The sequence below is a fragment of the Lysinibacillus sp. SGAir0095 genome, assembly GCF_005491425.1.
GTDB lineage: Bacteria > Bacillota > Bacilli > Bacillales_A > Planococcaceae > Ureibacillus.
In genome coordinates this window covers 1216951-1238231 of record NZ_CP028083.1, presented here as the reverse complement: position 1 = coordinate 1238231, position 21281 = coordinate 1216951, and the positions used below count along the sequence as shown (strand labels likewise).

Below are 21281 nucleotides of genomic sequence, written 5' to 3'. Positions count from 1 at the left end.
CATCAAATAATAAAAAACTATTCCAGTATCGCAATCTACATCGCGAATACTGAAATAGTCTTAATCATCTAGTCTTCAATTTTTTCTAGCTCTTTTTCTAAGCCTTCTGCGAACAGTCCGTATACGTAACGTTCTGCGTCGAATGGTTGAAGGTCATCCATTTTTTCGCCAAGTCCAACAAATTTTACTGGGATGTGAAGTTTGTTGCGAATTGCTAATACAATACCACCTTTAGCAGTGCCATCCAGCTTCGTTAACACAATACCCGTTACATTCGTCGCTTCTTTAAATGTTTGAGCTTGGATTAGAGCATTTTGACCAGTAGTTGCATCAAGTGCCAGTAAAACTTCATGAGGTGCATCTGGAATTTCACGAGCAATTACGCGGTGCACTTTTTCAAGCTCTTTCATTAAGTTTACCTTGTTTTGTAGTCGACCAGCTGTATCACAGATTAATACGTCCGCTCCACGTTTTTTAGCAGCCGCGATTGCATCATAAATTACAGCAGCCGGGTCTGAACCTTCTGATTGTTTAACTACTTCACAACCAACACGGTCTCCCCAAACCTGCAATTGATCAATGGCACCTGCACGGAATGTATCACCTGCTGCTAGTAGAACAGATTTTCCTTCTTTGGATAAACGGTGTGCCAGTTTCCCAATCGTTGTTGTTTTCCCAACACCATTTACCCCAACAAATAAGATTACCGTTAGTTCCCCATTAGGCTGCATATTTAACTCAGTAGTATTCTCTTCGCCTGCTTCGTAGATTTCAACAAGTTTTTCAGAAATTATTGCTTGAATTCCTTCTGTATCCTTGATGTTTTTACGTTGCACTTCGAAGCGTAATTTATCCATTAGCTCCATTACTGTTTCAAACCCAACGTCTGCTTGAAGTAAAACTTCTTCCAATTCTTCAAAGAAGTCTTCATCTACTTTACGGTAACGTGCTACCAAATCATTCACTTTTGATGTGAAAGAATCGCGTGTTTTCGCTAGACCGTTTTTAAATTTTTGTGTAATCGACCATGCAGATGGCTTTTTTTCCTCTACCTCTTCAACAGCAGCAGGTAGATTTTCTTCCACTGGCGCCAATTCTTCTACGGGTTCCTCTACAGCTTCCTCAATTTCTTCGATCACCTGTTCAATCACTTCATTGGTAATGACAGTGGGTTCTTCTGTGACTGCTTCTAAAGCGTTAACTGCATCTTGTTCTGGCTCGGCCTCAAGATGTTCAGCTTGTTCTTGTTGAACTTTTTCTTCTTCAGTACTGCCAGTTAACTTTTCTTTTAGTCGTTTAAAAAAGCTCATTAACTTTCGCTCCTTATGTCTATTAGAAAATGGGGCTTATCTACAAATCTTTGATCGATAAGCCATCATCACACTTATCCAGATAATTTTCTATCTGACAAGTGCTGCTTCTTCTTCCAGTTTTACTGATACAAGTTTCGATACTCCAGATTCTTGCATTGTAATACCGTAGAGTACGTCTGCACCTTCCATAGTACCTTTACGGTGTGTAATGACAATAAATTGAGTTTCACTACTTAATTTCTTTAAATAATCACTATAGCGCTGTACATTTGCTTCATCCAATGCCGCTTCAACTTCATCTAGAATTACAAACGGAACCGGACGCGTGTTTAAAATGGCAAATAATAACGCAATCGCCGTTAAAGCTCTTTCTCCACCTGATAATAAACTTAAATTTTGAAGCTTTTTACCTGGTGGTTGTGCAACAATTTCAATTCCCGTATCCAGCAGTCTTTCCGGATCAAGCAGTACTAAATCAGCTTGTCCACCACCAAATAACTCTCGGAAAACATGTCTGAACTGTGCTTGAATCATTGTGAAGGATTCTCTGAAACGAAGAGACATTTCTTCATCCATTTCACGAATTGCTTCATGTAAAGTCTCTTGAGCCTCTAATAAATCATTGCGTTGCTCCGTTAAGAAGGTATGACGCTCTAATACTCTATCATACTCTTCAATTGCCGTAAGATTGACTGGTCCAAGCTCTTCGATTGATTGTTTTAACAGCTTCACTTTACGGCGAATCTGTTCAACGTCCTCGATTTCAATGGCTTGTTCACGAGCCTCTTCAAAACCAAGTTCATATTGCTCCTCAAGAAGTGTGTGTAGGCGGTTTATTTCAAATTCAATTTTACTTGCCTTCACTTCAACAGTTCTTAAGCTTTCTAAGAAGCCCTTATGAATTCGTTGCAATTCTTTTAGCTGTTCTTCTAACTGCGCTAATACTTGTTGATGCTCGTAACGCAAATTACGGTTTGTTTGTATGTTTGACGTTAAAGCTTCTTTTTTCTCGGTCCATTCCAGAACCGTAATTTCAATTTCTTCATCTGTAGGACCATTACTATCCTCATTTTGAAGCCATTTGATTTCTTGTGTAAGTGAAGTAACTTGCTGCACGGCTTTTGAACGCTGTAAAGCAAGCTCAGCTGTGGCAATTTGCAGCTGACTAAGCTGCTCCTGAACTACCGCCAGCTCTGATCGTTTTTGAGCAGAGGACTCTCTTAAAGAATCCTTCTCACTTTCACTTTTCGTTTTTAATTCACTTAAATGCGCTACTTTTTGGTTTATTTCTTCAAGCTCATGTTTTAACTGCTCTAACCGTTTCGTAGCCTCTTCCTTTTGCTGAAGCAGTGTTGTTTTTCTTGATGTCATGGAATTTTGCTCGCTCGATGTAACATTGACCGTCGCTTTTAAGTTTTTCTCTTCCATTCCAATTTCAAATAACTGTGCACGTAAAGACATTTCTTCCTTACGTACCCCTTCCCCTTCAAGCTTTAAGGCTTCAAGCTGATCACGTAAAATAGCCACTTCTTCTTTCTCCGAAGCTACTGCCTTTTCAGCTTGAGCAATGGATTTCTCCATTTTTTCAAGATTACTTGTTAATTGATCAAGCTCAGCTTTTCGAGTGAATAAAGAAGATTGCTGCTTGGATGCACCACCAGTTAAAGAACCACCAGCATTTACAATATCACCATCTACAGTGACAACGCGATACCTAAAACCACAGCTTCGGGCAATTTGACTTGCACCTTCTAGATTTGATGCTACAAGTACATTTCCCAGAAGATTTTCTGCGATTGTACGATTTGATTCATCAAATTCAACTAAATCAACAGCTAGACTTATAAATGCGGGATGGTCAACTGCAGGACCAAATTGAGCGGTTGTAAGCTTACGGGACTTCATAACTGTTTTAGGTAAAAACGTTGCTCGTCCTGCTCGTTTTGCTTTAAGCCAGCCAATTGCTTTTTGAGCATCTTGTTCTGTATTGGTTACAATATGTTGGGAAGCTGCACCTAAAGCAGTTTCAATAGCTTTCGAGTACTTCCCTTCCACATGAATTAACTCTGCTACGGCACCTTCAATTCCAAAAAGTTCTCCTCGTTCGCGGGCTAAAAGAATTTCTTTTACCCCTTGGAAGAAACCAGAAAAATCAGCCTCAAGCTCCGCCAATGTTTCTTTACGGGCCTTTAATTGTTGCTGATGTTGATAAGCCTGATACAGCATTTTCTGTTTCTCGTCAAAGGAAGATACAGTTTTATTTAACTTCAATTGAACAATTTCATGGTGATCTAGTTTTTCTTTAAGCTGAGATTCAACATGTTTAAGAGCAGATTCCAGTCCCAATTTAACTGAAGTGATTTCCTCAAGTTTTTTTACCATTTCTGTTGAACGGTCATTCATACGTTCAGCTGTTTCTAGCTGTTGAGTCAATTGTTGCTCGATATGTTTTAATTCGTTTTTTACTGTCGCTTCTTCATTTAACAAATCGATATATAAATCTTTTGATTGATCAATTTCTTTTTCAATTTCAGATGCAGAAGAATTTAAGGTTAATTCTAGCTGCTTTATTTCAAGCTTTAGCTTTTGAACTTCTTTTTGCTTGCTGGCAAACTGTGCCTTTTTCTCTTCTTCACTTGCTGTGAGGGATTCTTCTTGCTCTTGTGCAACGCGTAGTGATTGCTGTAATTGATATAATTGCTTTTCTGCGTTGGAGCGCTTCTCTTTCATCAGCGCTTTACGACCTTCCCAACGTTCAACCTCGGAGCTTGCTTCAACTAGTTGTTCCTGAGCAGTATCTAGCACATCATCAATTTCTTTTAATTTCACACGAATGGTATCCAGCTTTGCTTCATCCTTTGAAATTTCTGCTGCATGCTGTTGCTCTGTTGATTTTAACTGCTGATAGTCTGCATTGATTTGTTGTAGATCATTTGCATGGACTAAAAGATCGTTAACAGTTAGAGCAATGTCAGATTCCTTTAATTCCTCTGTCATACGCACATAATCTTTTGCACTTGAAGCCTGGATTTGCAATGGCTCTAAGCGACTATCCAATTCATGTAAAATATCTAAGACCCTATGTAGATTCTCATCTGTTTCAACCAATTTATGCTCCGCTTTTTTCTTGCGATTCTTATACTTCAAGACACCGGCTGCTTCTTCAAAAATCGTTCTTCGATCATCTGGTCGACTATTTAAAATTTCGTCTACGCGTCCTTGTGAAATTATTGAGAATGCTTCTTTTCCTAACCCCGAATCCATAAACAAGTCCGTAATATCCTTCAGGCGACATTGCTGGTTATTTAGCAAATATTCGCTATCACCTGAACGATACACACGTCTCGTTACACTAATTTCAGTAAAAGGTATCGGGACTTGTTCATCCTGATTGTCTAGAACAAGTGTTACTTCGGCAAAATTAAGCGGTTTTCTTGATTCACTACCAGCAAAAATTACATCTTCCATCTTAGATCCACGTAGTGATTTCGCAGATTGTTCCCCTAAAACCCATCGTATCGAATCCGTTACATTACTCTTCCCACTACCATTTGGGCCAACTACTGCCGTTACACCAGGAACGAAATCAATACCAATACGATCAGCAAACGATTTAAAGCCTATTACTTCAAGTCGTTTAAGGAACATATTATTCCTCCTTAATGCTAGACTGATTCAATGTCACCATCGCATTTTGCGCAGCTTGTTGCTCAGCCTCTTTCTTTGATTTTCCTCGTCCTATTCCTAATTCCTTGTCATTTAATAAAACACGGGATACGAATGTACGATTGTGTGCTGGTCCTTTTTCATCGACAATTTCATAATGCAATGTGCCATTGTTTGATTGTTGAACCATTTCTTGCAGTTGACTTTTGAAATCCATCACATGCGAAAAAGCACCGACTTCTACTTTTGGGAATACAATTCGTTCTAAAAATTCAACAACATTTTCTAGACCTTGATCTAAATAAAGTGCACCTATAAATGATTCAAAAACATCGGCTAAAAGTGCAGGACGTTCCCGACCACCTGTAAGCTCCTCACCTTTTCCTAATAGCACATATTTACCAAAATTTAATTCGTTAGCAAAAATAACCAATGACGGTTCACAAACGATAGAAGCACGAAGCTTTGTTAGTTCTCCTTCACTCATATGTGGATATCTTTCAAAAAGGTATTTAGATACAGAAAGTTCTAATACAGCGTCTCCCAAAAACTCTAGTCTTTCATTGTCGGTAAATAATTTTCGACGATGCTCATTCACATAAGATGAATGCGTAAAAGCTTGGTAAAGTAAACTTTTATTTCGAAAATAAATATTTAGCTCCTCTTGCAAGTATTCAAATTGATGTCTTACTTTTTCAGGCAATACACCAATTTTTTGATTATTACCTTTTTTTCTTATTGTCATGAACAATCGGCCTTCCTAATAGATTCTAACGTATAGTTTACCTTGTAAACCGTTAGAAATTCAACTTTTCTTTAATTATACGCCAAACTAATATAAAAAGAGGCACAAAGTTTTCGCTTTTCGTAAGAATGCTAAAACCGTGCCTCTATATCTCATGCGCTGTTGCGCATGTGCGCCTAGATTATTATAGCATTGACCTGCAGTTTGCAGGTCAATTAGCCTTTTTTGTGCAGGTCGCGACACTCATAGGCTGTGAAAATGAAGTTAATTAGCTTACTTTAGTTTCAATGTAACTGATAGCGTCGCCAACAGTTGCAATTTTTTCAGCATCTTCATCTGAAATTTCCATATCAAACTCATCTTCAAGTTCCATTACTAATTCAACAACGTCTAATGAGTCTGCTCCTAAATCCTCACGGAAAGAAGCTTCTACTTTTACTTCGCTTTCGTCAACACCTAAACGGTCAACGACAACTTTTGTAACACGTTCTAATACTGTAGCCAAATCGTTCACCTCCCCTCAAATAATATTATAGAAAACTATATTTGGCAAAAACTTAGAGCAAAAAAATATTCAAATCATAATTACAAACATAGATTAATAATAGATTCAATGTCAATTTCCATCAAAATTACATATACATTCCGCCGTCAATATGCAGGGTTTGACCTGTCATATAGCTTGCATCGTCTGAAGCTAAGAATACTACAGCTTTAGCGATATCCTCAGGATTACCCAGTTTAGCTAATGGGATTTGAGATAGCATTGAGCTTTTCACATCTTCTGGTAAAGTATCAGTCATTTCAGTCGTTATGAAGCCTGGCGCAATCGCATTGACTAAAATATTACGCGAAGCTAGCTCTCTTGCAGTGGTTTTAGTTAGGCCAATTACTCCAGCTTTAGCTGCAACATAATTTGCCTGGCCAGCATTACCCATTACCCCAACAATTGAAGAGATGTTAATAATACGTCCTGCACGTTGCTTCATCATTTGACGTGTAACAGCTTTCGTGCATAAAAACACACCTTTTAAATTGGTATTAATCACATCATCCCATTCATCTTCCTTCATACGCATTAGAAGATTATCACGTGTAATACCCGCATTATTGACTAGTATGTCGATAGAACCAAACTGTTCCATTGCAGCATTCATTAACTCTTGAACTGATTCACTATCTGAAATATTGGCTTGAACAGCAATGGCATTTGAACCAAGATTTTGAATCTCTTTCACTACTTCAATCGCTTTTTGTTCGCTGCCACTGAAATTCACGACCACATTGGCTCCTTCTACAGCAAGCTGTAGTGCGATAGCTCGTCCAATTCCACGAGATGCGCCCGTTACGACGGCTGTTTTCCCATCTAATTTACCCAACCTGGTTCACTCCAATCGCTTCAATAACTTCTTGTAAGGATGCTTCATCATAAACACAGTATGTTTTGACAGAACGATCCACTTTTTTCACTAGCCCTGAAAGTACTTTTCCAGGTCCACATTCTATAAAGGTTGTTACACCTAGATCTAATAATTTTCTAACATCGTCTTCCCATAATACTGGACTATATACTTGTTCGATCATTTCACTTTTAATAGCTGCCGAATCCTCTAATAAATCTGCCCCTACATTACTAATAATTGGAGTATGAGGTGCTTTAATTTCAATCACATCAATCACTTCTTGTAATTTCTCTGCAGCCTCACGCATTAGTTCAGAATGGAAAGGTCCACTCACTACTAAAGGAATAGCACGTTTTGCTCCAGCTTCTTTAGCTGCTACAGAAGCTTTTTCAACTCCCGCTTTAGTACCCGAGATTACAATTTGCCCTGGGCAGTTTAAATTCGCCAGTTGAACTACATTTCCTTCTGCAGTGATTTTATCACAAACCTCTTTCAGGCTTTCTGCATCCAGACCAAGAATTGCTGCCATAGCTCCTTCTCCAGCTGGAACAGCCTCATTCATGAATAAACCGCGTTTATGAACAGTTAAGACTGCATCTTCAAAGGAAAGTGCACCTGAAGTAACAAACGCACTGTATTCACCTAATGAATGACCTGCCGTATAATCTGGTTTGACTCCGGCATTTATTAGCTTTTGAGCTACCATTACCCCAGTTGTTAATAATGCAGGCTGTGCATTGTAAGTAAGTGTCAATTCCTCAGCAGGACCATTTAACATTAAGTCCGATAAAGAAAATTGCAGAACCTCATCGCACTTTTCATAAAAGGCTTTACTTTCTTCGTTATTTTGAACGAATTCTTGCCCCATTCCTACTTGCTGAGAGCCTTGACCCGGAAAAATAAAAGCTATTTTTGTCATATCCAATCCCCTTTTCTAAAACGTATCCCTTTATCCCCTTATATAAAACGGATTTATTGTTGTTCAGTTTGTGCAATTGTTTCTGTAATCACATCTGTTACATTATGCTCGACCATAATGGATGCTTGGCGAATTGCACTATAAATTGCTCTTGCATTAGATGAGCCATGTGCTTTAATAACTGGTGCTTTGAGGCCGAAAAGTGCCGCACCCCCATGCTCCGAATAATCTAATTTACCTTTTAGTTTCTTTAATTCAGTTTTCATAAGTACTGCACCAATTTTGGTTTTAGCGGATGCCATAAATGCTTCTTTTAGCATGGACATCATTGCGCCTGCTGTACCTTCGATTGATTTTAGGACCATATTTCCAGTAAAACCGTCTGTTACAACAACATCAGCGACATTGTCTAATAGGTCACGCGCCTCGACATTGCCAATAAAATTGATATTCGATTCTTTCAACAAAGTAAACGCTTGCTTTGTTAAATCGTTCCCTTTTTTATCTTCTGTACCGATATTCAATAATCCTACTCGAGGATTGTCGATGCCTCTTACTTTTTTTGCATAAATATAGCCCATTATGGCGTACTGTAGAAGGTTCTCTGGTTTGGCATCGGCATTGGCACCTAGATCAAGCATTAAAAAACCTTGTCCATCAATCGTTGGTAAAGTTGTAGCCAATGCTGGACGCGTCACACCTTCAATCCGACCTACTTTAAATAGGCCGCCTGCCATTAAAGCACCTGTATTACCAGCTGATAAACATGCATCTGCACGGTTATCAGTCACTGCTTCAAGTATTTTCGTCATCGATGAATCTTTTTTGCGACGTACTGCACGAGCCGGATCATCTTCTGCTTCAACAACTTCTTCGCAATGTATCACTTCTAGACGGGCATGCTCTTTTAGAAAAGGCTGTAATTCCTGCTGTTTACCATACAGCTGTATTTCAATGTTTGGAAATTCTTCTAATGCAAGCAATACACCTTCAACGATTGCCTTTGGTGCATTATCGCCACCCATTCCATCAATTGCCAATTTCATTATAGTCACCTGAACCTTTCGTACGGTACATTTCAAATTCACCTTTAAACACTGTTTCATTATTTACAGTTGATACAACTTCTATATATGTACGATTTTTTTCACTATTCACACCACGAACAATCGCCTTTGTTATCACACGATCACCTGCTTTTACAGGTTTAACAAAGACCACATTTGATTTAACAGTAAGTGCTAATTCATCATTAATAACAGCGACTGCCAGAGAGTTTGCTTGGGCAAATAAATGGTGTCCCCTTGCAATCCCATTACGTTGAAACACATGCTCTTCTTTTACATCAAAAATGGAGAGTGCTCGTTGGTCTAATTCAATATCTATTATTTCACCAATTACTTCATCAAGTGGTAAAGACTTTACTTCATTCTCATAATTTTGTGCGGCAACGCCTTTAATACGTTCACGCAATTCTGGGATTGAAAGTTCCATCCGATCTAAACGAATGGTTTGAACGCTGACTCCAAACTGTAATGCTAATTGTTCATCAGTGACGAATGGGTTATCTTCAATTGTTTCAGTTAGTAGTCTTTGTCGTTCTTTTTTTGTACGCTTCAAAACACTCGTCACCTACTTTTAACTTTTTTAGCACTTGGTACTAATACCAGTATACATTTCTATAAAATAGAACGCAAGAGCAAATAACAAAGAGATTTTCTATTTATGAGCGAGTTGGTCTTGAAGAGAATGAGGATAGCGACATTTTTGAGAATATATACGCCAGTTCTATTCAAATTTCCGCCAATTATATTTTTCGACAAAAATAAAACGATTTCCGCCATTTTAGCGAAAATCGTTTTATTAAGCTGATTCAGCGATTAATCGATTCGTTCTCCATTTAAAATGCCGGACTCTTCTAGCATCTCCCGTAAATAGCGATATTCCTCCGACTGCCAGAATTGGTCATCATAAATGAGTTTGGCAGCGTCCTGTCTCGCTACTTCCAACGTTCGATAATCATGCACTAAATCTGCCATTTTAAAATCAGGTAACCCACTTTGCTTTTTCCCAAAGAAATCTCCAGGCCCACGTAGTTCTAAATCTTTTTCTGCAAGCTTGAAGCCATCATTTGTCTGTGTCATAGACATCATACGTTCTTTACCTTCTTCGGACTTTGGATCGGCCAAAAGTACACAATAGGATTGATGTTCACCACGACCTACACGACCACGTAATTGATGAAGCTGAGCCAGCCCAAAGCGATCAGCATCGTAAATCATCATAAATGTGGCGTTTGGAACATTAACACCAACTTCTACAACGGTTGTCGAAACTAAGACATCAATTTCCCCATCAGAAAACTCGCGCATAACAGCATCTTTTTCATCAGAATGGAGTCTACCATGCATTAACCCAACTTTATATCGTCCATTAAAAATGGTAGCAAGCTGTTCGTAAACTTCAACAGCATTTTGAACATCCAATTTATCTGATTCCTCAATTAGCGGACAAATCACATAGGCTTGCCTACCATTTCGCAATTCAGATTCCATTTTTGATATACTCGAATTTAACTGTTCTTTCTTCAACCAATGCGTTTCAATCTGCTTACGTCCTGCAGGCAACTCATCAATAATGGAAACATCCATTTCACCAAAAGCAGTTATAGCCAGTGTTCTAGGAATCGGCGTTGCTGTCATAAATAGCACATCCGGGTTCATTCCCTTATCCCGTAAAATTCGGCGTTGCTCAACCCCAAAGCGATGCTGCTCATCCGTAATAACGAAACCGAGATTTTTAAATTGTACATCTGGTTGAATCAAAGCATGGGTCCCAATTAAAATATCGATTTCCCCATTAAGCAGTTGCTCTAAGAGTATTTTCTTTTCTTTTGCTTTAGTGGAACCAGAAAGCAAGTGTACTTTTACACCGATTGGATCAAACCAGCCTCTTAAGGATTCGGCATGCTGTTCTGCCAGGATTTCAGTTGGTGCCATTAATGCCCCCTGATAGCCTGCTGTTACTGCAGAATATAACCCTATTGCAGCCACAATTGTTTTCCCCGACCCTACATCCCCTTGTAAAAGTCGATTCATGCGATGTGGCTCTTTTAAATCCTTGCTGATTTCATTCACAACTCGTTTTTGAGCATTTGTCAGTTCAAAAGAAATCTGCTTTATGAATTCGCGAACCTTTTTCACATCATATTGAATCGCAATTCCTTGTTCATTTTCTTTTCGAACTTTTCTTAAAGATTGAATCCGTAATTGGAATTGTAATAATTCTTCATAGACAAAACGTCGTCTTGCTTGTTTAGCGTGATCAGCATCTTTAGGAAAATGAACACCTTCCAAGGCATCTGCTATGGCTGGCAATTGATATTGCTCAATCAAATGACTTGGAAGTGTTTCAGTCATTTCACCCTGAAGTATATCTAAGGCCTGGCGCATATATTTGCGAAACCTGTTTTGGTGAATTGTGCCTTTTAGGCTATACACAGGTTCAAAATCAGTATTATCTGTTTTGGGACCGAATTTAATCGATGAACCATTAATAACTTGCCGACCACGGTCCCATTTTCCCGAGACCGTTACAATTTCACCTGGCGTCAGTTTCGTTCTTAAATAATTTTGATTAAAAAATACTACCTTTACGAGATGTCTTCCCGCTAAAACTGTAACTTGGATTCTAGATTTGTTTTTCCCTAGATAAAGTACAGAAGGAACGCTTTCAACTCTTGCTTCTATCGTTACTTTTTCATTGTGCGGTGTCTCCGCTAAATCCTTTAGACGAAAATCTTCATGACGATAGGGGAACGTCCAAATTAGATCTTCGATAGTGTGGATACCCATCTCACTTAGGTGCTCTGCCGTTTCTTTTCCAATCCCTTTTAATGCTGTAATTGGTTCTAATACATTAGTCAACTTCTACTGCACTTCCGAAAATTTTAGCAGCAAGTGCCTTACCAGTTGGTGTTGCAGCAAGTCCTCCACGAGCTGTCTCTTTTAAGCTCGGATGCATTGTTTGACCAATTCTAAACATTGCACCAATTACTTCATCACAAGGAATTCGACTAGTAATTCCAGCAAGCGCCATATCTGCAGCCACCATTGCATTGGCTGCCCCCATTGCATTTCGTTTCACACATGGAACTTCTACAAGACCTGCAACTGGATCACAAACAAGGCCAAGCATATTTTTCAATGTAATTGCAAACGCTTCCGAACATTGAGCAGGTGTACCACCAGCCATCTCTACAATTGCTGCAGCAGCCATACCAGCCGCCGAACCAACTTCTGCTTGGCAGCCGCCTGCTGCTCCAGAGATAAAGGCATTATTTGCGACTACAAAGCCAAATGCGCCTGATGTAAATAAGAAACGAATCATTTGCTCACGTGTTGGATTTAATTTATTTTTCACTGCAAACAGTGTTCCAGGCACTACTCCAGCTGATCCAGCAGTTGGAGTTGCACAGATTGTCCCCATTGCTGCATTCACTTCATTTGTTGCTACCGCTTTACTAACAGCATCTAATAATAAATCGCCAGAAAGACTTTTACCTGATGCTATATAGTTTTGAAGTAAAACAGCATCGCCTCCTGTTAACCCTGAAACAGATTGCACACCATTTAATCCACGTTCAACCGCTTGCTCCATGACAACTAAATTTCTGTCCATTTGCGTGAAAATTTCTTCTCGAGAGCGACCACTCATATTCATTTCTTGTTCAATCATGATGTCAGAAATGAGCTTATTTTCTTTTTCAGCAAGTTCAACTAATTCTCTTACATTATGAAATAATACGTCCACAAAGCTCACTCCTTAGTTATTAATTTTCGATACTTTTGTAATATTAGGAATCAATGAAATCTGTTGTATTATACGATTATCAATGTTTTGATCGACTTCAATAACCATTAATGCTGTTTGGCCTCGTTCGATTCTTGAGACTTCCATATGGCCAATATTAACATGATGCATTGCTAAACAATTTGCCACATTTGCAATACAGCCCGCTCGATCATCATGTACGACTAAAATCGCCGGCATACCACCAGTTAAACGTAGCTTGAAGCCGTTCACTTCACTAATCTCGATTTTACCGCCACCGATAGAAATCCCTTCCACCGACATTTCACCTGTTTCATCACCCATTACGATTCGTGCAGTATTTGGATGTTCTTTATTTGCTGTTTCTGGAATGATATCAAATGCTAATCCTTCATTTTTTGCATGCTCAAACGCAGTTTTAATGCGTTCATCAAATGTATCAAAATCTAGTAATCCACCAACTACTGCTACATCCGTTCCATGTCCTTTGAATGTCTCTGCAAAAGAACCATAAAGGTGAATTTTCGCCCATTTAGGTTTTCGGCCAAATAAATCTCTCGCAACTCGTCCGATACGTGCAGCCCCCGCTGTGTGAGAAGACGAAGGTCCAATCATAACTGGACCGATGATGTCAAATACTGAAGTAAATTTCAACCTACTCTCCTCCTTACCCTCAATTATATTAAACTCCAAAATGATTTGTTATTAGAAATAAAATCTATTATTTTAAGCCTAGTTTATCATGAAGACTCATCGACACACAAAATATATATTTTTTTGAATACTTCTTTTTTCAGAAAATCGAATTTTCATTAGAAAAAGAGCTGTGATTGGAGAAAAATCAAAAAGCCAACCACAAAAAGTCGTACTGCTCACAACCTTTTTGGTTAGCTTTTTATTTAGCAAAGAATGGTATTCCCTTTTTATCGCCTATTATTCAATCGATAAAATGAATGGATATAATGATTGTTTTCCTTCAACAATTTCAACTTCTGCATCCGGATAGTTTTGTTCGATGAAGCTTGCCAGTTCATTTGCCTCGGCTTCTGTTGCATCTTCGCCATAGATGATGGTAATGATTTCTGAATCCTCATCCACTAATTGAGTCACAACTTTCTGGGCTGCATCTAACATTTTCGGCGTGGATAAAATGATTTTACCTTCAGCTAATGCCATGTAGTCGTCTTTACGGATTTCTACACCATCAATTGTCGTGTCACGAACGGCAAAAGTCACTTGACCCGTTTGAACGTGCGCGAAAGCATTTGTCATGCCGTCTTTATTGTCAGCTACTGAAGCTTCAGGGTTAAATGCCAGGATTGCTGCCATCCCCTGTGGAATTGTTTTTGTTGGCACTACTGCAGCTTCGATATCCAATAGTTCAACTGCTTGTTCTGCAGCCATTATGATATTTTTATTGTTCGGTAAGATAATAACGCGTTCAGCGTTAACCTCTCTTACAGCCTTTACAATATCCTCGGTAGAAGGGTTCATTGTTTGACCACCTTCAATAACATACGAAGCACCAATGCTGCGTAGTAATTCCGCAATTCCTTCACCCATGGCAATAGTAACTACCGCATAAGGATGCTTTTCTTGTTTCTTTGGCACACTGGCTAGATTAGGTTGTTCGTTCACAATTGCAGAATGCTGTTCACGCATATTATCAACTTTGATTTTTATTAAGCTGCCGTATTTCTGACCTGCTGCAAGTACCGCACCTGGCGTTTCAGAGTGTATATGTACTTTTGCAATTTCATCATCGGAAACAACAAGTAAGGAGTCACCCATTACATTTAGTTCTTCACGGAATTTTGCTTCATCGAAAGGTTCTTTTTCTTGTTCAAGACGAACCATAATTTCTGTACAATAGCCAAATTCAATATCTTCTGTGCTCATGAAATCCTGTGCACGATGATGCTCAGCACTTATTAAATCATCCAATGAAGCGTCATTTTTTGCTGGAAGCGCTTCACCTTTTAAAGAAGCAAGGAATCCTTCGTAAACAAATAGCAGTCCTTGGCCGCCACTATCGACAACGCCAACCTCTTTTAGTACAGGTAATAGATCTGGTGTACGGTCTAGCGAGTTCTTACCTTCGCTCACCACTGCTTCCATTACAGCTATAATACTGTCTTCATCTTGTGCGACTTCAACCGCTTTAGCTGCTGCTTCACGAGCTACTGTAAGAATTGTTCCTTCAACAGGTTTCATTACTGCTTTATAGGCAGTATCCACTCCTGCTTGAAAAGCATTAGCAAACTGAATTGCATCAATTTCACTGTCTTTTTCAATGGCTTTTCCGAAACCGCGGAATAATTGAGATAAGATTACTCCCGAATTGCCTCGTGCACCCATTAATAATCCTTTTGATAAGCTTTGTGCTGTTTTCCCAATATGCTTCCCAACATTACTTTCTGTTTCTTTTGCACCAGATGTCATTGATAGGTTCATATTTGTACCTGTGTCTCCATCTGGAACCGGGAATACGTTTAGAGAGTCAACATAATTTGCATTTTGAGATAAATTATGGGCACCCATTTGCACCATTTCTGCAAATTTGATTCCGTCTAATGACTTCATCCGATTTAAATCCTCCTCTTACACATTCATAACACGAACGCCTTGAACATAAATGTTAACTGATTTAACGCTCATACCTAATGTTTTGTTTACTGTGTATTTTACTTTTGACTGAACTTGGTAAGCCACTTCTGAAATCTTCGTTCCATAACTAACGATAATATACATATCAATATGAAGGTCTTGTCCTTCTTGACGAATAATTACACCTTTTGCAAAGTTTTCTTTTCGTAAAATATCTGTTAATCCATCACGAATTTGATGTTTTGACGCCATTCCAACGATACCGTAGCATTCGATTGCAGCTCCACCAGCAATTTGTGCAATTACATCGTTTGAAATATCGATATGGCCGAAATCATTATTAATTTCTACTGACATGACTTTGCCCCCTTGGCTCATTTTCGCTAAATTCTATTGTACTACACAAAAATTGATTATAAAAGAAAACCTAGGTATTCGTCTACATATTGTCTTATTTTCCAAATCTTTGACAAATAAAGTCTAGCCTCCATTAGACAGCTAGAGTTATGCTCTAACTAATTGGAATATAAATTAGCCTTTTTTAATATCATAGTTCTTTTTATATAGTATTTCCATTTTTAACACTCTTTTTCATACTGTAAAGGATTTTTTCTTGAAAGGTTATGTGAAAACTGTTGCATAGGATTCCTGTCTATGTTAAATTATTAAAGTATGTGAAATATAGAACTGAAAACAATCTTTCAGATTCATCTGTAAGGAGGGAATATACATGCCTAAACAATGTGTAGTAACTGGTCGAAAAACTCGTTCAGGCAACAATCGTTCACACGCAATGAACGCTAACAAACGTACTTGGGGTGCAAACTTACAAAAAGTTCGTATTTTAGTGAACGGTAAACCAAAACGTGTATGGGTTTCTGCTCGTGCGCTTAAATCTGGTAAAGTTGAACGCGTTTAATCGTATTTTAACCTGTAAAGCATCGATTTTTACAATTGTAAAAATTGATGTTTTTTTCTATTCTACTATTAAAAAACTTGGCTAATCAACATGTATTAACCATAGTTGCTCATATGCAGATAACTTTTTATTCGTTAAAAAAGAACTGCCCACTTTCTAAGAGGACAGTTCTTTTTTGTTTTACTGAAAAAACCTATATGGAGCACTAATTTTAAATAAATGATGTTAAAAAGTAATCCAAACAATGGGGAATTGCGAAACATAACACATGGATGAAAGAATAAGAACATTAGGCAAAAAAGTCCCAATTTATGTTTGCTCTTAGTCCCCACTGATTGGCTCCCTGATCATATTAAGTGCATCACAACACGCTGGAATCTTCAATTTGCAAAATAGCGATACGACCAACATCGAAAAATTGGCCACCTTGTGACTACACTTATGTAACCAATATTCATACTGGCCAATCCACAACTTGGTTTACTTGCAGCTGCCCCACTCTGGTCCATTCAATTTTTCATTTTAAGAACCAGGGTGGGGACATAAATTGCAAGCAATTACTGAAAAAACAAGGTTTGAACTATTTTTTCTCCTTCTTCTTTCCGCCGCCTGTAAATAAATTAATGCAACTGCGTGTAAGACTACTAACAAATTTCGGCAATTGAAATGTATAAACTCTCAAATGCTGGCCCTCCTTTTTAGTCACTGCTTCTTATCATTAAACATATGCCTGATGAAAAGGAGATATACCCAAGGCTAGAAATCAATTCATTACTAGTAAAGCGAGAAGTGCCAATTTCAATGCGTTCTTTGGTAGTCTCGTATTTTAGACCTCTTATTGTTACATTTTCTACTTCATCTTCATAAGCAAAAAATGAAATATATCGAAACTTTTCATCTCGTATTATAGTATGTTCCCCAGGCAATAGTATGCGAATTTCATTATGAGAGTTTATTATTTTTATTTGAATTTGTGGATAATCTTTTTGTAATCGGTACATGGAACGAAGTGCTGCCTCAAAATGATCCAACCTTCCTCCTGTAACTCCTGTTAGATAGATTTCTGATGGATTATACGTTACTGCCTTTATAAGCGCTAGGTCCGTATCTGTCTCGTCTTTTTCAGCCTGCACCTTTTCACAGTTAAGTGCAATTTTTGATACTCGTTGCCATTCTTCTGCAGATAGTGAATCAAAGTCACCAACAATATCATTGGGTATGATGTCCTCTTCTATTAGGTAAAGAGCTCCTTTATCGGCACCTATAAAGAGTGCATTTTCAGCCTTAAATTCATCAAATGAGCAAAGTTCTCTCTTAGGCCCACCTGAACAGATTACAACGCTAGTCATTATTGGAGTACAGCCTCACCAGCAGTCTTAATCTCTTGTAAGGCCTTGGCACGATCCTCTTTATTATATATCGCAGAACCTGCTACAAACAGCGTTGCACCTGCTTTTGCGCAATCACCAATCGTTTCAGCTGTAATACCGCCATCCACTTCGATCTCGATATCTAACCCGCGTTCCTTAATGATTCTTGAAAGAGCTTCGATTTTAGGTACAACTGATGAAATGAATTTTTGCCCACCAAAACCTGGGTTAACCGTCATAAAGAGAACAAAATCAATATCTTCTAATATATGTTGAATAGATTCAATCGGTGTATGTGGATTTAATACCACTCCCGCTTTCACATCTAGTGATCGAATTAATTGAATGGTACGATGCAAATGTCTGCATGCCTCGACATGTACAGAAATATAGTCTGCACCAGCTTTTGCAAATTGTTCGATATAATTATCTGGATTTTCAATCATTAAATGAACATCCAGAGGTAATTTTGTAATAGGACGCAATGCCTCTACAACGATAGGCCCCATTGTAATATTTGGCACAAAATGGCCATCCATTACATCAATATGGATCAGCTCTGCCCCAGCAGCCTCTACTTCTTTTACTTCTTGTCCTAATTTTGCAAAATCTGCAGACAATATTGATGGTGCAATTTTAATCATCACTAATACCTCGGCTTTCGATCAATTATTTCTTGTAAGAACTGTTGATAGTGCTCGTAACGATATTCCTTCACTTCTCCTGTTTCAAGTCCTTCTTTAACTGCACATTTTGGCTCTTTTATATGTAAGCATCCTCTAAATTTGCAGCCTTCACTTAATCTGCTAAATTCAGGGAAACATGCAGTTAACTCTTCCTTTTCGATTGTATCAAAATCGAATGAGCTAAACCCAGGTGTATCAGCCAAAAGACCATCACAAACCTCTATAAGCTCAACATGGCGTGTAGTGTGCTTTCCACGGCCCAGACTTTGAGAAATGACGCCCGTTTCCAATTGTAATTCTGGCAGTAAAGTGTTTAACAAAGTCGATTTTCCCACACCAGATTGTCCTGCTAATACAGACGTTTGCCCTTTTAAAATCGGCTGTAAAACTTCCAATAGAGAAGAGTCCTCTTTATAGGTTTCAATGATTTCATAACCGATCGCCTTATAATCATCAATATAGCTCTGCAGGCCCTCTCTCTCCTCATTTGACAATAAATCTATTTTTGTTAAACAAATGATGGGTTCTACATTAAAGGATTCTAAAACAACTAGAAAACGGTCCAGTAAAATTGTATTAAAATCTGGTTCCTTTACTGAAAACACTAATAGTGCTTGATCTATATTCGCGATAGGTGGACGTACAAGCTCATTTGTTCTTGGATGGATCTTCATGATGGTCCCATCCGAATCTCCTTCTTTGGTAAAATCTACAATATCACCAACGAGCGGTGACTCCCCTCGATTTCGGAAAACACCGCGACCACGACATTGTACTAATTCCCCATTGTAAAAAACATAATAATAACCACTTAACGCCTTACGGATTTGGCCTTCAGCCATTGTTTCACTCCTCAACACTGTTATATGGAATCGTTTGTTCATCAATCCTCATTGCATCGCGCTCAACTCGGTAAGCTGCAGGTTGATCTTCAGTTATTTCTAACTCAATCTTATAAGAAGTATCCTCTGTAATCGTAAATTCAGCAAAAGGTTCAACCATTGTATGAGTTTTATCTTGAATAAAGATGCGAACCTGTTGTTCATCTCCTAGATTGACTGGCTCATAAGGAATCTTAATAGTTTTTACATATAGTTTAGATTCTTTTTCTTTCGGCCCCAAGGAAACAACTACGTAGATTTTGCCACCGATTTCCAAGCTTTTGTTTGCTTTAGGATCTTGTTCGATCACTTCACCGGCAGGAACAGAATCCGAATTCTCTTCCTTGATTTCAACCTTAAATCCGGATCTTTGTTCATAGCTCTTTAATGAGGCTTTGTTATAGCCTGAAAGATCTTCAACTGTTCCATATCTTTTTCCATCACTAACAGTAAGTGTAATGACAGTTTCACCCGGTACAATTTCTTCTCCGGCCTTTGGTTCTTGGGCAATGATCGTGCCTTCAGGTTGATCGGAATTTTCTCTATTCACAATCAGATCTTCAAACTCGCTGTTTTCCAGTATTGATGTAACCTGGTCAATCTGCTTTCCTACATATTCATCCATTTCGACCGTCTCATTACCCAGGCTCGTATAAATCGTTATTTCTGTACCTTCTACCCGTGATAAGCCAGCTTTCGGATTTGTTTCTATTACAAGCCCTTCTTCAATTTCCTCGGAATGCTTTTCTTTCGTTTCGCCGATAGTAAAGCCCGCACTTTCTAGCTTTTCAATCGCATTTTCAAGTTCCAAACTAGCTACATCCGGAATTTCAACCTGCTTTGGACTTAACAAGTTGAATAGTAAAATCGCAGCCAAGATGACAATTAAAATTGAAGCAAGAATTATTCCCCAAATTTTACCGCGGCTTTTTTTCTTCTTTTCGCCTTTAGGTTCTTTCTTCTTTTTTGTTTGCTCGACTTTTTCGATTTTGCCTGTTTCTTGATTTAAAATTTTGGTATTTGCTATTTCACCAATTGGTAACGGCTCTTTAATAATTGGGATTGCTTTTGTTTCTTCATCGTCTACAGGTGGTGCAAATTTCTTTTCATTCATACGATTTGGAGATAAAACCGTTTGCAGGTCCTCTTCCATTGCCTCAACTGAAGGGTATCTATGAAGAGGATTTTTTGCAGTAGCCCTTAACACCACATTTTCTAAACTTTGTGGAATGGAAGCATCTATTGCTCTAATTGATGGTGTTTCTGCCTGCAAATGCTTTAATGCAATAGAAACGGCGGATTCCCCAGAAAACGGAAGTTCACCTGTTAATAATTCATACAACACAATTCCAAGTGCATAAATATCTGATTGATTAGTAGCCGTTCCTCCACGCGCCTGTTCAGGTGACAAATAATGGACTGTCCCAATCACTGAATTTGTTTTTGTATAGCTCGTTGCTGTTAGTGAAGTTGCTATACCAAAATCGGTAATTTTTACATTCCCTTCACTATCAACCAATATATTTTGAGGCTTAATGTCCCGATGAATAATTTGATTTTCATGTGCATGAGCAATAGCCGAAGTCAATTGCTTCATAATTTGAACACTTCTAGCAGGCGATAAAGGCGAAAACTCATTTATGTATTGTTTTAATGTTTTGCCTTTTATATATTCCATCACGATGTAGTGCATCTCTTGGTCTTCACCAACATCATAAATACTTACGATATTCGAATGTGTAAGGCTTGTAGCTGATAGTGCTTCCCTTTGGAAACGGCGATGAAATTCTTCTTCGTTTGCTGCATCATAGCGGAGTACCTTTACAGCAACATCACGATTAAGAATCATATCATGTGCTAAATAAACATTAGACATCCCGCCTCCACCAATTAGTTCTAATATCTTATAACGGTCATTTATTCGTTTTCCTTCAAGCAT

At 38.4% G+C, this 21281-nt stretch carries 18 protein-coding genes; 1 reads left to right on the top strand and 17 read right to left on the bottom strand.

What is annotated here, in order from left to right; translation table 11 throughout:
* Nucleotides 1-68: 68 nt before the first annotated feature.
* The 13 genes from ftsY to C1N55_RS05995 all read right to left on the bottom strand — a co-directional run bounded on the left by ftsY (nt 69) and on the right by C1N55_RS05995 (nt 15843).
* On the bottom strand, nt 69-1310 hold the full coding sequence (gene ftsY, locus C1N55_RS06055; RefSeq protein WP_137727988.1) for a signal recognition particle-docking protein FtsY: 1242 nt from the start codon (nt 1308-1310) through the stop codon (nt 69-71).
* A 90-nt stretch (nt 1311-1400) separates the two neighbouring features.
* Nucleotides 1401-4961 (bottom strand): chromosome segregation protein SMC, encoded by a 3561-nt coding sequence (gene smc, locus C1N55_RS06050; protein ID WP_137727987.1) that lies wholly within the window; start codon nt 4959-4961, stop codon nt 1401-1403.
* Nucleotide 4962: 1 nt separating this feature from the next.
* Nucleotides 4963-5724 carry a ribonuclease III gene (rnc, locus tag C1N55_RS06045; protein WP_137727986.1) on the bottom strand — a complete coding sequence of 254 codons (762 nt, stop codon included), beginning with the start codon at nt 5722-5724 and terminating at the stop codon, nt 4963-4965.
* A 268-nt stretch (nt 5725-5992) separates the two neighbouring features.
* Nucleotides 5993-6229 carry an acyl carrier protein gene (acpP, locus tag C1N55_RS06040; protein ID WP_107933952.1) on the bottom strand — a complete coding sequence of 79 codons (237 nt, stop codon included), beginning with the start codon at nt 6227-6229 and terminating at the stop codon, nt 5993-5995.
* A gap of 127 nt (nt 6230-6356) precedes the next feature.
* The gene (gene fabG / locus C1N55_RS06035) at nt 6357-7103 is read right to left on the bottom strand and encodes a 3-oxoacyl-[acyl-carrier-protein] reductase (protein ID WP_137727985.1); all 747 of its coding nucleotides are present in this window, start codon (nt 7101-7103) and stop codon (nt 6357-6359) included.
* The gene (fabD, locus tag C1N55_RS06030) at nt 7096-8046 is read right to left on the bottom strand and encodes an ACP S-malonyltransferase (RefSeq protein ID WP_137727984.1); all 951 of its coding nucleotides are present in this window, start codon (nt 8044-8046) and stop codon (nt 7096-7098) included. The genes fabG and fabD overlap by 8 nt, the downstream gene beginning before the upstream one ends.
* Nucleotides 8047-8099: 53 nt before the next feature.
* Nucleotides 8100-9092: a phosphate acyltransferase PlsX gene (plsX, locus tag C1N55_RS06025; protein ID WP_137727983.1), complete on the bottom strand. Its 993-nt coding sequence runs from the start codon at nt 9090-9092 to the stop codon at nt 8100-8102.
* Entirely contained in the window at nt 9076-9666 is a 591-nt protein-coding gene (gene fapR, locus C1N55_RS06020; RefSeq protein WP_137727982.1) for a transcription factor FapR, read from the bottom strand. The genes plsX and fapR overlap by 17 nt, the downstream gene beginning before the upstream one ends.
* A 260-nt stretch (nt 9667-9926) precedes the next feature.
* The gene (recG, locus tag C1N55_RS06015; RefSeq protein WP_137727981.1) at nt 9927-11972 is read right to left on the bottom strand and encodes an ATP-dependent DNA helicase RecG; all 2046 of its coding nucleotides are present in this window, start codon (nt 11970-11972) and stop codon (nt 9927-9929) included.
* Nucleotides 11965-12858: an L-serine ammonia-lyase, iron-sulfur-dependent, subunit alpha gene (gene sdaAA / locus C1N55_RS06010; RefSeq protein WP_137727980.1), complete on the bottom strand. Its 894-nt coding sequence runs from the start codon at nt 12856-12858 to the stop codon at nt 11965-11967. Before sdaAA ends, recG begins: the two co-directional genes overlap by 8 nt.
* A gap of 12 nt (nt 12859-12870) precedes the next feature.
* On the bottom strand, nt 12871-13533 hold the full coding sequence (gene sdaAB / locus C1N55_RS06005) for an L-serine ammonia-lyase, iron-sulfur-dependent subunit beta (RefSeq protein WP_137727979.1): 663 nt from the start codon (nt 13531-13533) through the stop codon (nt 12871-12873).
* Between the two features lie 279 nt (nt 13534-13812).
* Nucleotides 13813-15462 (bottom strand): DAK2 domain-containing protein, encoded by a 1650-nt coding sequence (locus C1N55_RS06000; protein WP_137727978.1) that lies wholly within the window; start codon nt 15460-15462, stop codon nt 13813-13815.
* 18 nt (nt 15463-15480) lie between these two features.
* A complete protein-coding gene (locus C1N55_RS05995) occupies nt 15481-15843 on the bottom strand; it encodes an Asp23/Gls24 family envelope stress response protein (RefSeq protein WP_137727977.1) in 363 nt (120 codons plus the stop codon).
* A gap of 373 nt (nt 15844-16216) precedes the next feature.
* Here C1N55_RS05995 and rpmB point away from each other — a divergent pair, with 373 nt between their 5' ends.
* Entirely contained in the window at nt 16217-16405 is a 189-nt protein-coding gene (gene rpmB, locus C1N55_RS05990) for a 50S ribosomal protein L28 (protein ID WP_036202868.1), read from the top strand.
* A 698-nt stretch (nt 16406-17103) separates the two neighbouring features.
* Here rpmB and C1N55_RS05980 read toward each other — a convergent pair.
* Genes C1N55_RS05980 through pknB form a run of 4 tightly spaced genes read right to left on the bottom strand, consistent with a single transcriptional unit; the run spans nt 17104 to nt 21281 of the window.
* Nucleotides 17104-17754: a thiamine diphosphokinase gene (locus C1N55_RS05980; protein WP_137727975.1), complete on the bottom strand. Its 651-nt coding sequence runs from the start codon at nt 17752-17754 to the stop codon at nt 17104-17106.
* Nucleotides 17754-18419 (bottom strand): ribulose-phosphate 3-epimerase, encoded by a 666-nt coding sequence (gene rpe, locus C1N55_RS05975; protein ID WP_137727974.1) that lies wholly within the window; start codon nt 18417-18419, stop codon nt 17754-17756. The genes C1N55_RS05980 and rpe overlap by 1 nt, the downstream gene beginning before the upstream one ends.
* A gap of 2 nt (nt 18420-18421) precedes the next feature.
* Nucleotides 18422-19303 (bottom strand): ribosome small subunit-dependent GTPase A, encoded by an 882-nt coding sequence (gene rsgA / locus C1N55_RS05970; RefSeq protein ID WP_137727973.1) that lies wholly within the window; start codon nt 19301-19303, stop codon nt 18422-18424.
* Between the two features lie 4 nt (nt 19304-19307).
* Nucleotides 19308-21281, bottom strand: coding sequence for a Stk1 family PASTA domain-containing Ser/Thr kinase (pknB, locus tag C1N55_RS05965; RefSeq protein ID WP_137727972.1), 1974 nt, complete (start codon nt 21279-21281; stop codon nt 19308-19310).

Coding starts and splice junctions, on each gene's coding strand:
- rsgA (WP_137727973.1), bottom strand. CDS start 19,303: ATGGCTGAAGGCCAAATCCGTAAGGCGTTAAGTGGTTATTATTATGTT.
- fabD (WP_137727984.1), bottom strand. CDS start 8,046: ATGACAAAAATAGCTTTTATTTTTCCGGGTCAAGGCTCTCAGCAAGTA.
- plsX (WP_137727983.1), bottom strand. CDS start 9,092: ATGAAATTGGCAATTGATGGAATGGGTGGCGATAATGCACCAAAGGCA.
- rnc (WP_137727986.1), bottom strand. CDS start 5,724: ATGACAATAAGAAAAAAAGGTAATAATCAAAAAATTGGTGTATTGCCT.
- rpmB (WP_036202868.1), top strand. CDS start 16,217: ATGCCTAAACAATGTGTAGTAACTGGTCGAAAAACTCGTTCAGGCAAC.
- ftsY (WP_137727988.1), bottom strand. CDS start 1,310: ATGAGCTTTTTTAAACGACTAAAAGAAAAGTTAACTGGCAGTACTGAA.
- rpe (WP_137727974.1), bottom strand. CDS start 18,419: ATGATTAAAATTGCACCATCAATATTGTCTGCAGATTTTGCAAAATTA.
- smc (WP_137727987.1), bottom strand. CDS start 4,961: ATGTTCCTTAAACGACTTGAAGTAATAGGCTTTAAATCGTTTGCTGAT.
- C1N55_RS05980 (WP_137727975.1), bottom strand. CDS start 17,754: ATGACTAGCGTTGTAATCTGTTCAGGTGGGCCTAAGAGAGAACTTTGC.
- pknB (WP_137727972.1), bottom strand. CDS start 21,281: ATGCTTGAAGGAAAACGAATAAATGACCGTTATAAGATATTAGAACTA.
- C1N55_RS05995 (WP_137727977.1), bottom strand. CDS start 15,843: ATGTCAGTAGAAATTAATAATGATTTCGGCCATATCGATATTTCAAAC.
- C1N55_RS06000 (WP_137727978.1), bottom strand. CDS start 15,462: ATGAAGTCATTAGACGGAATCAAATTTGCAGAAATGGTGCAAATGGGT.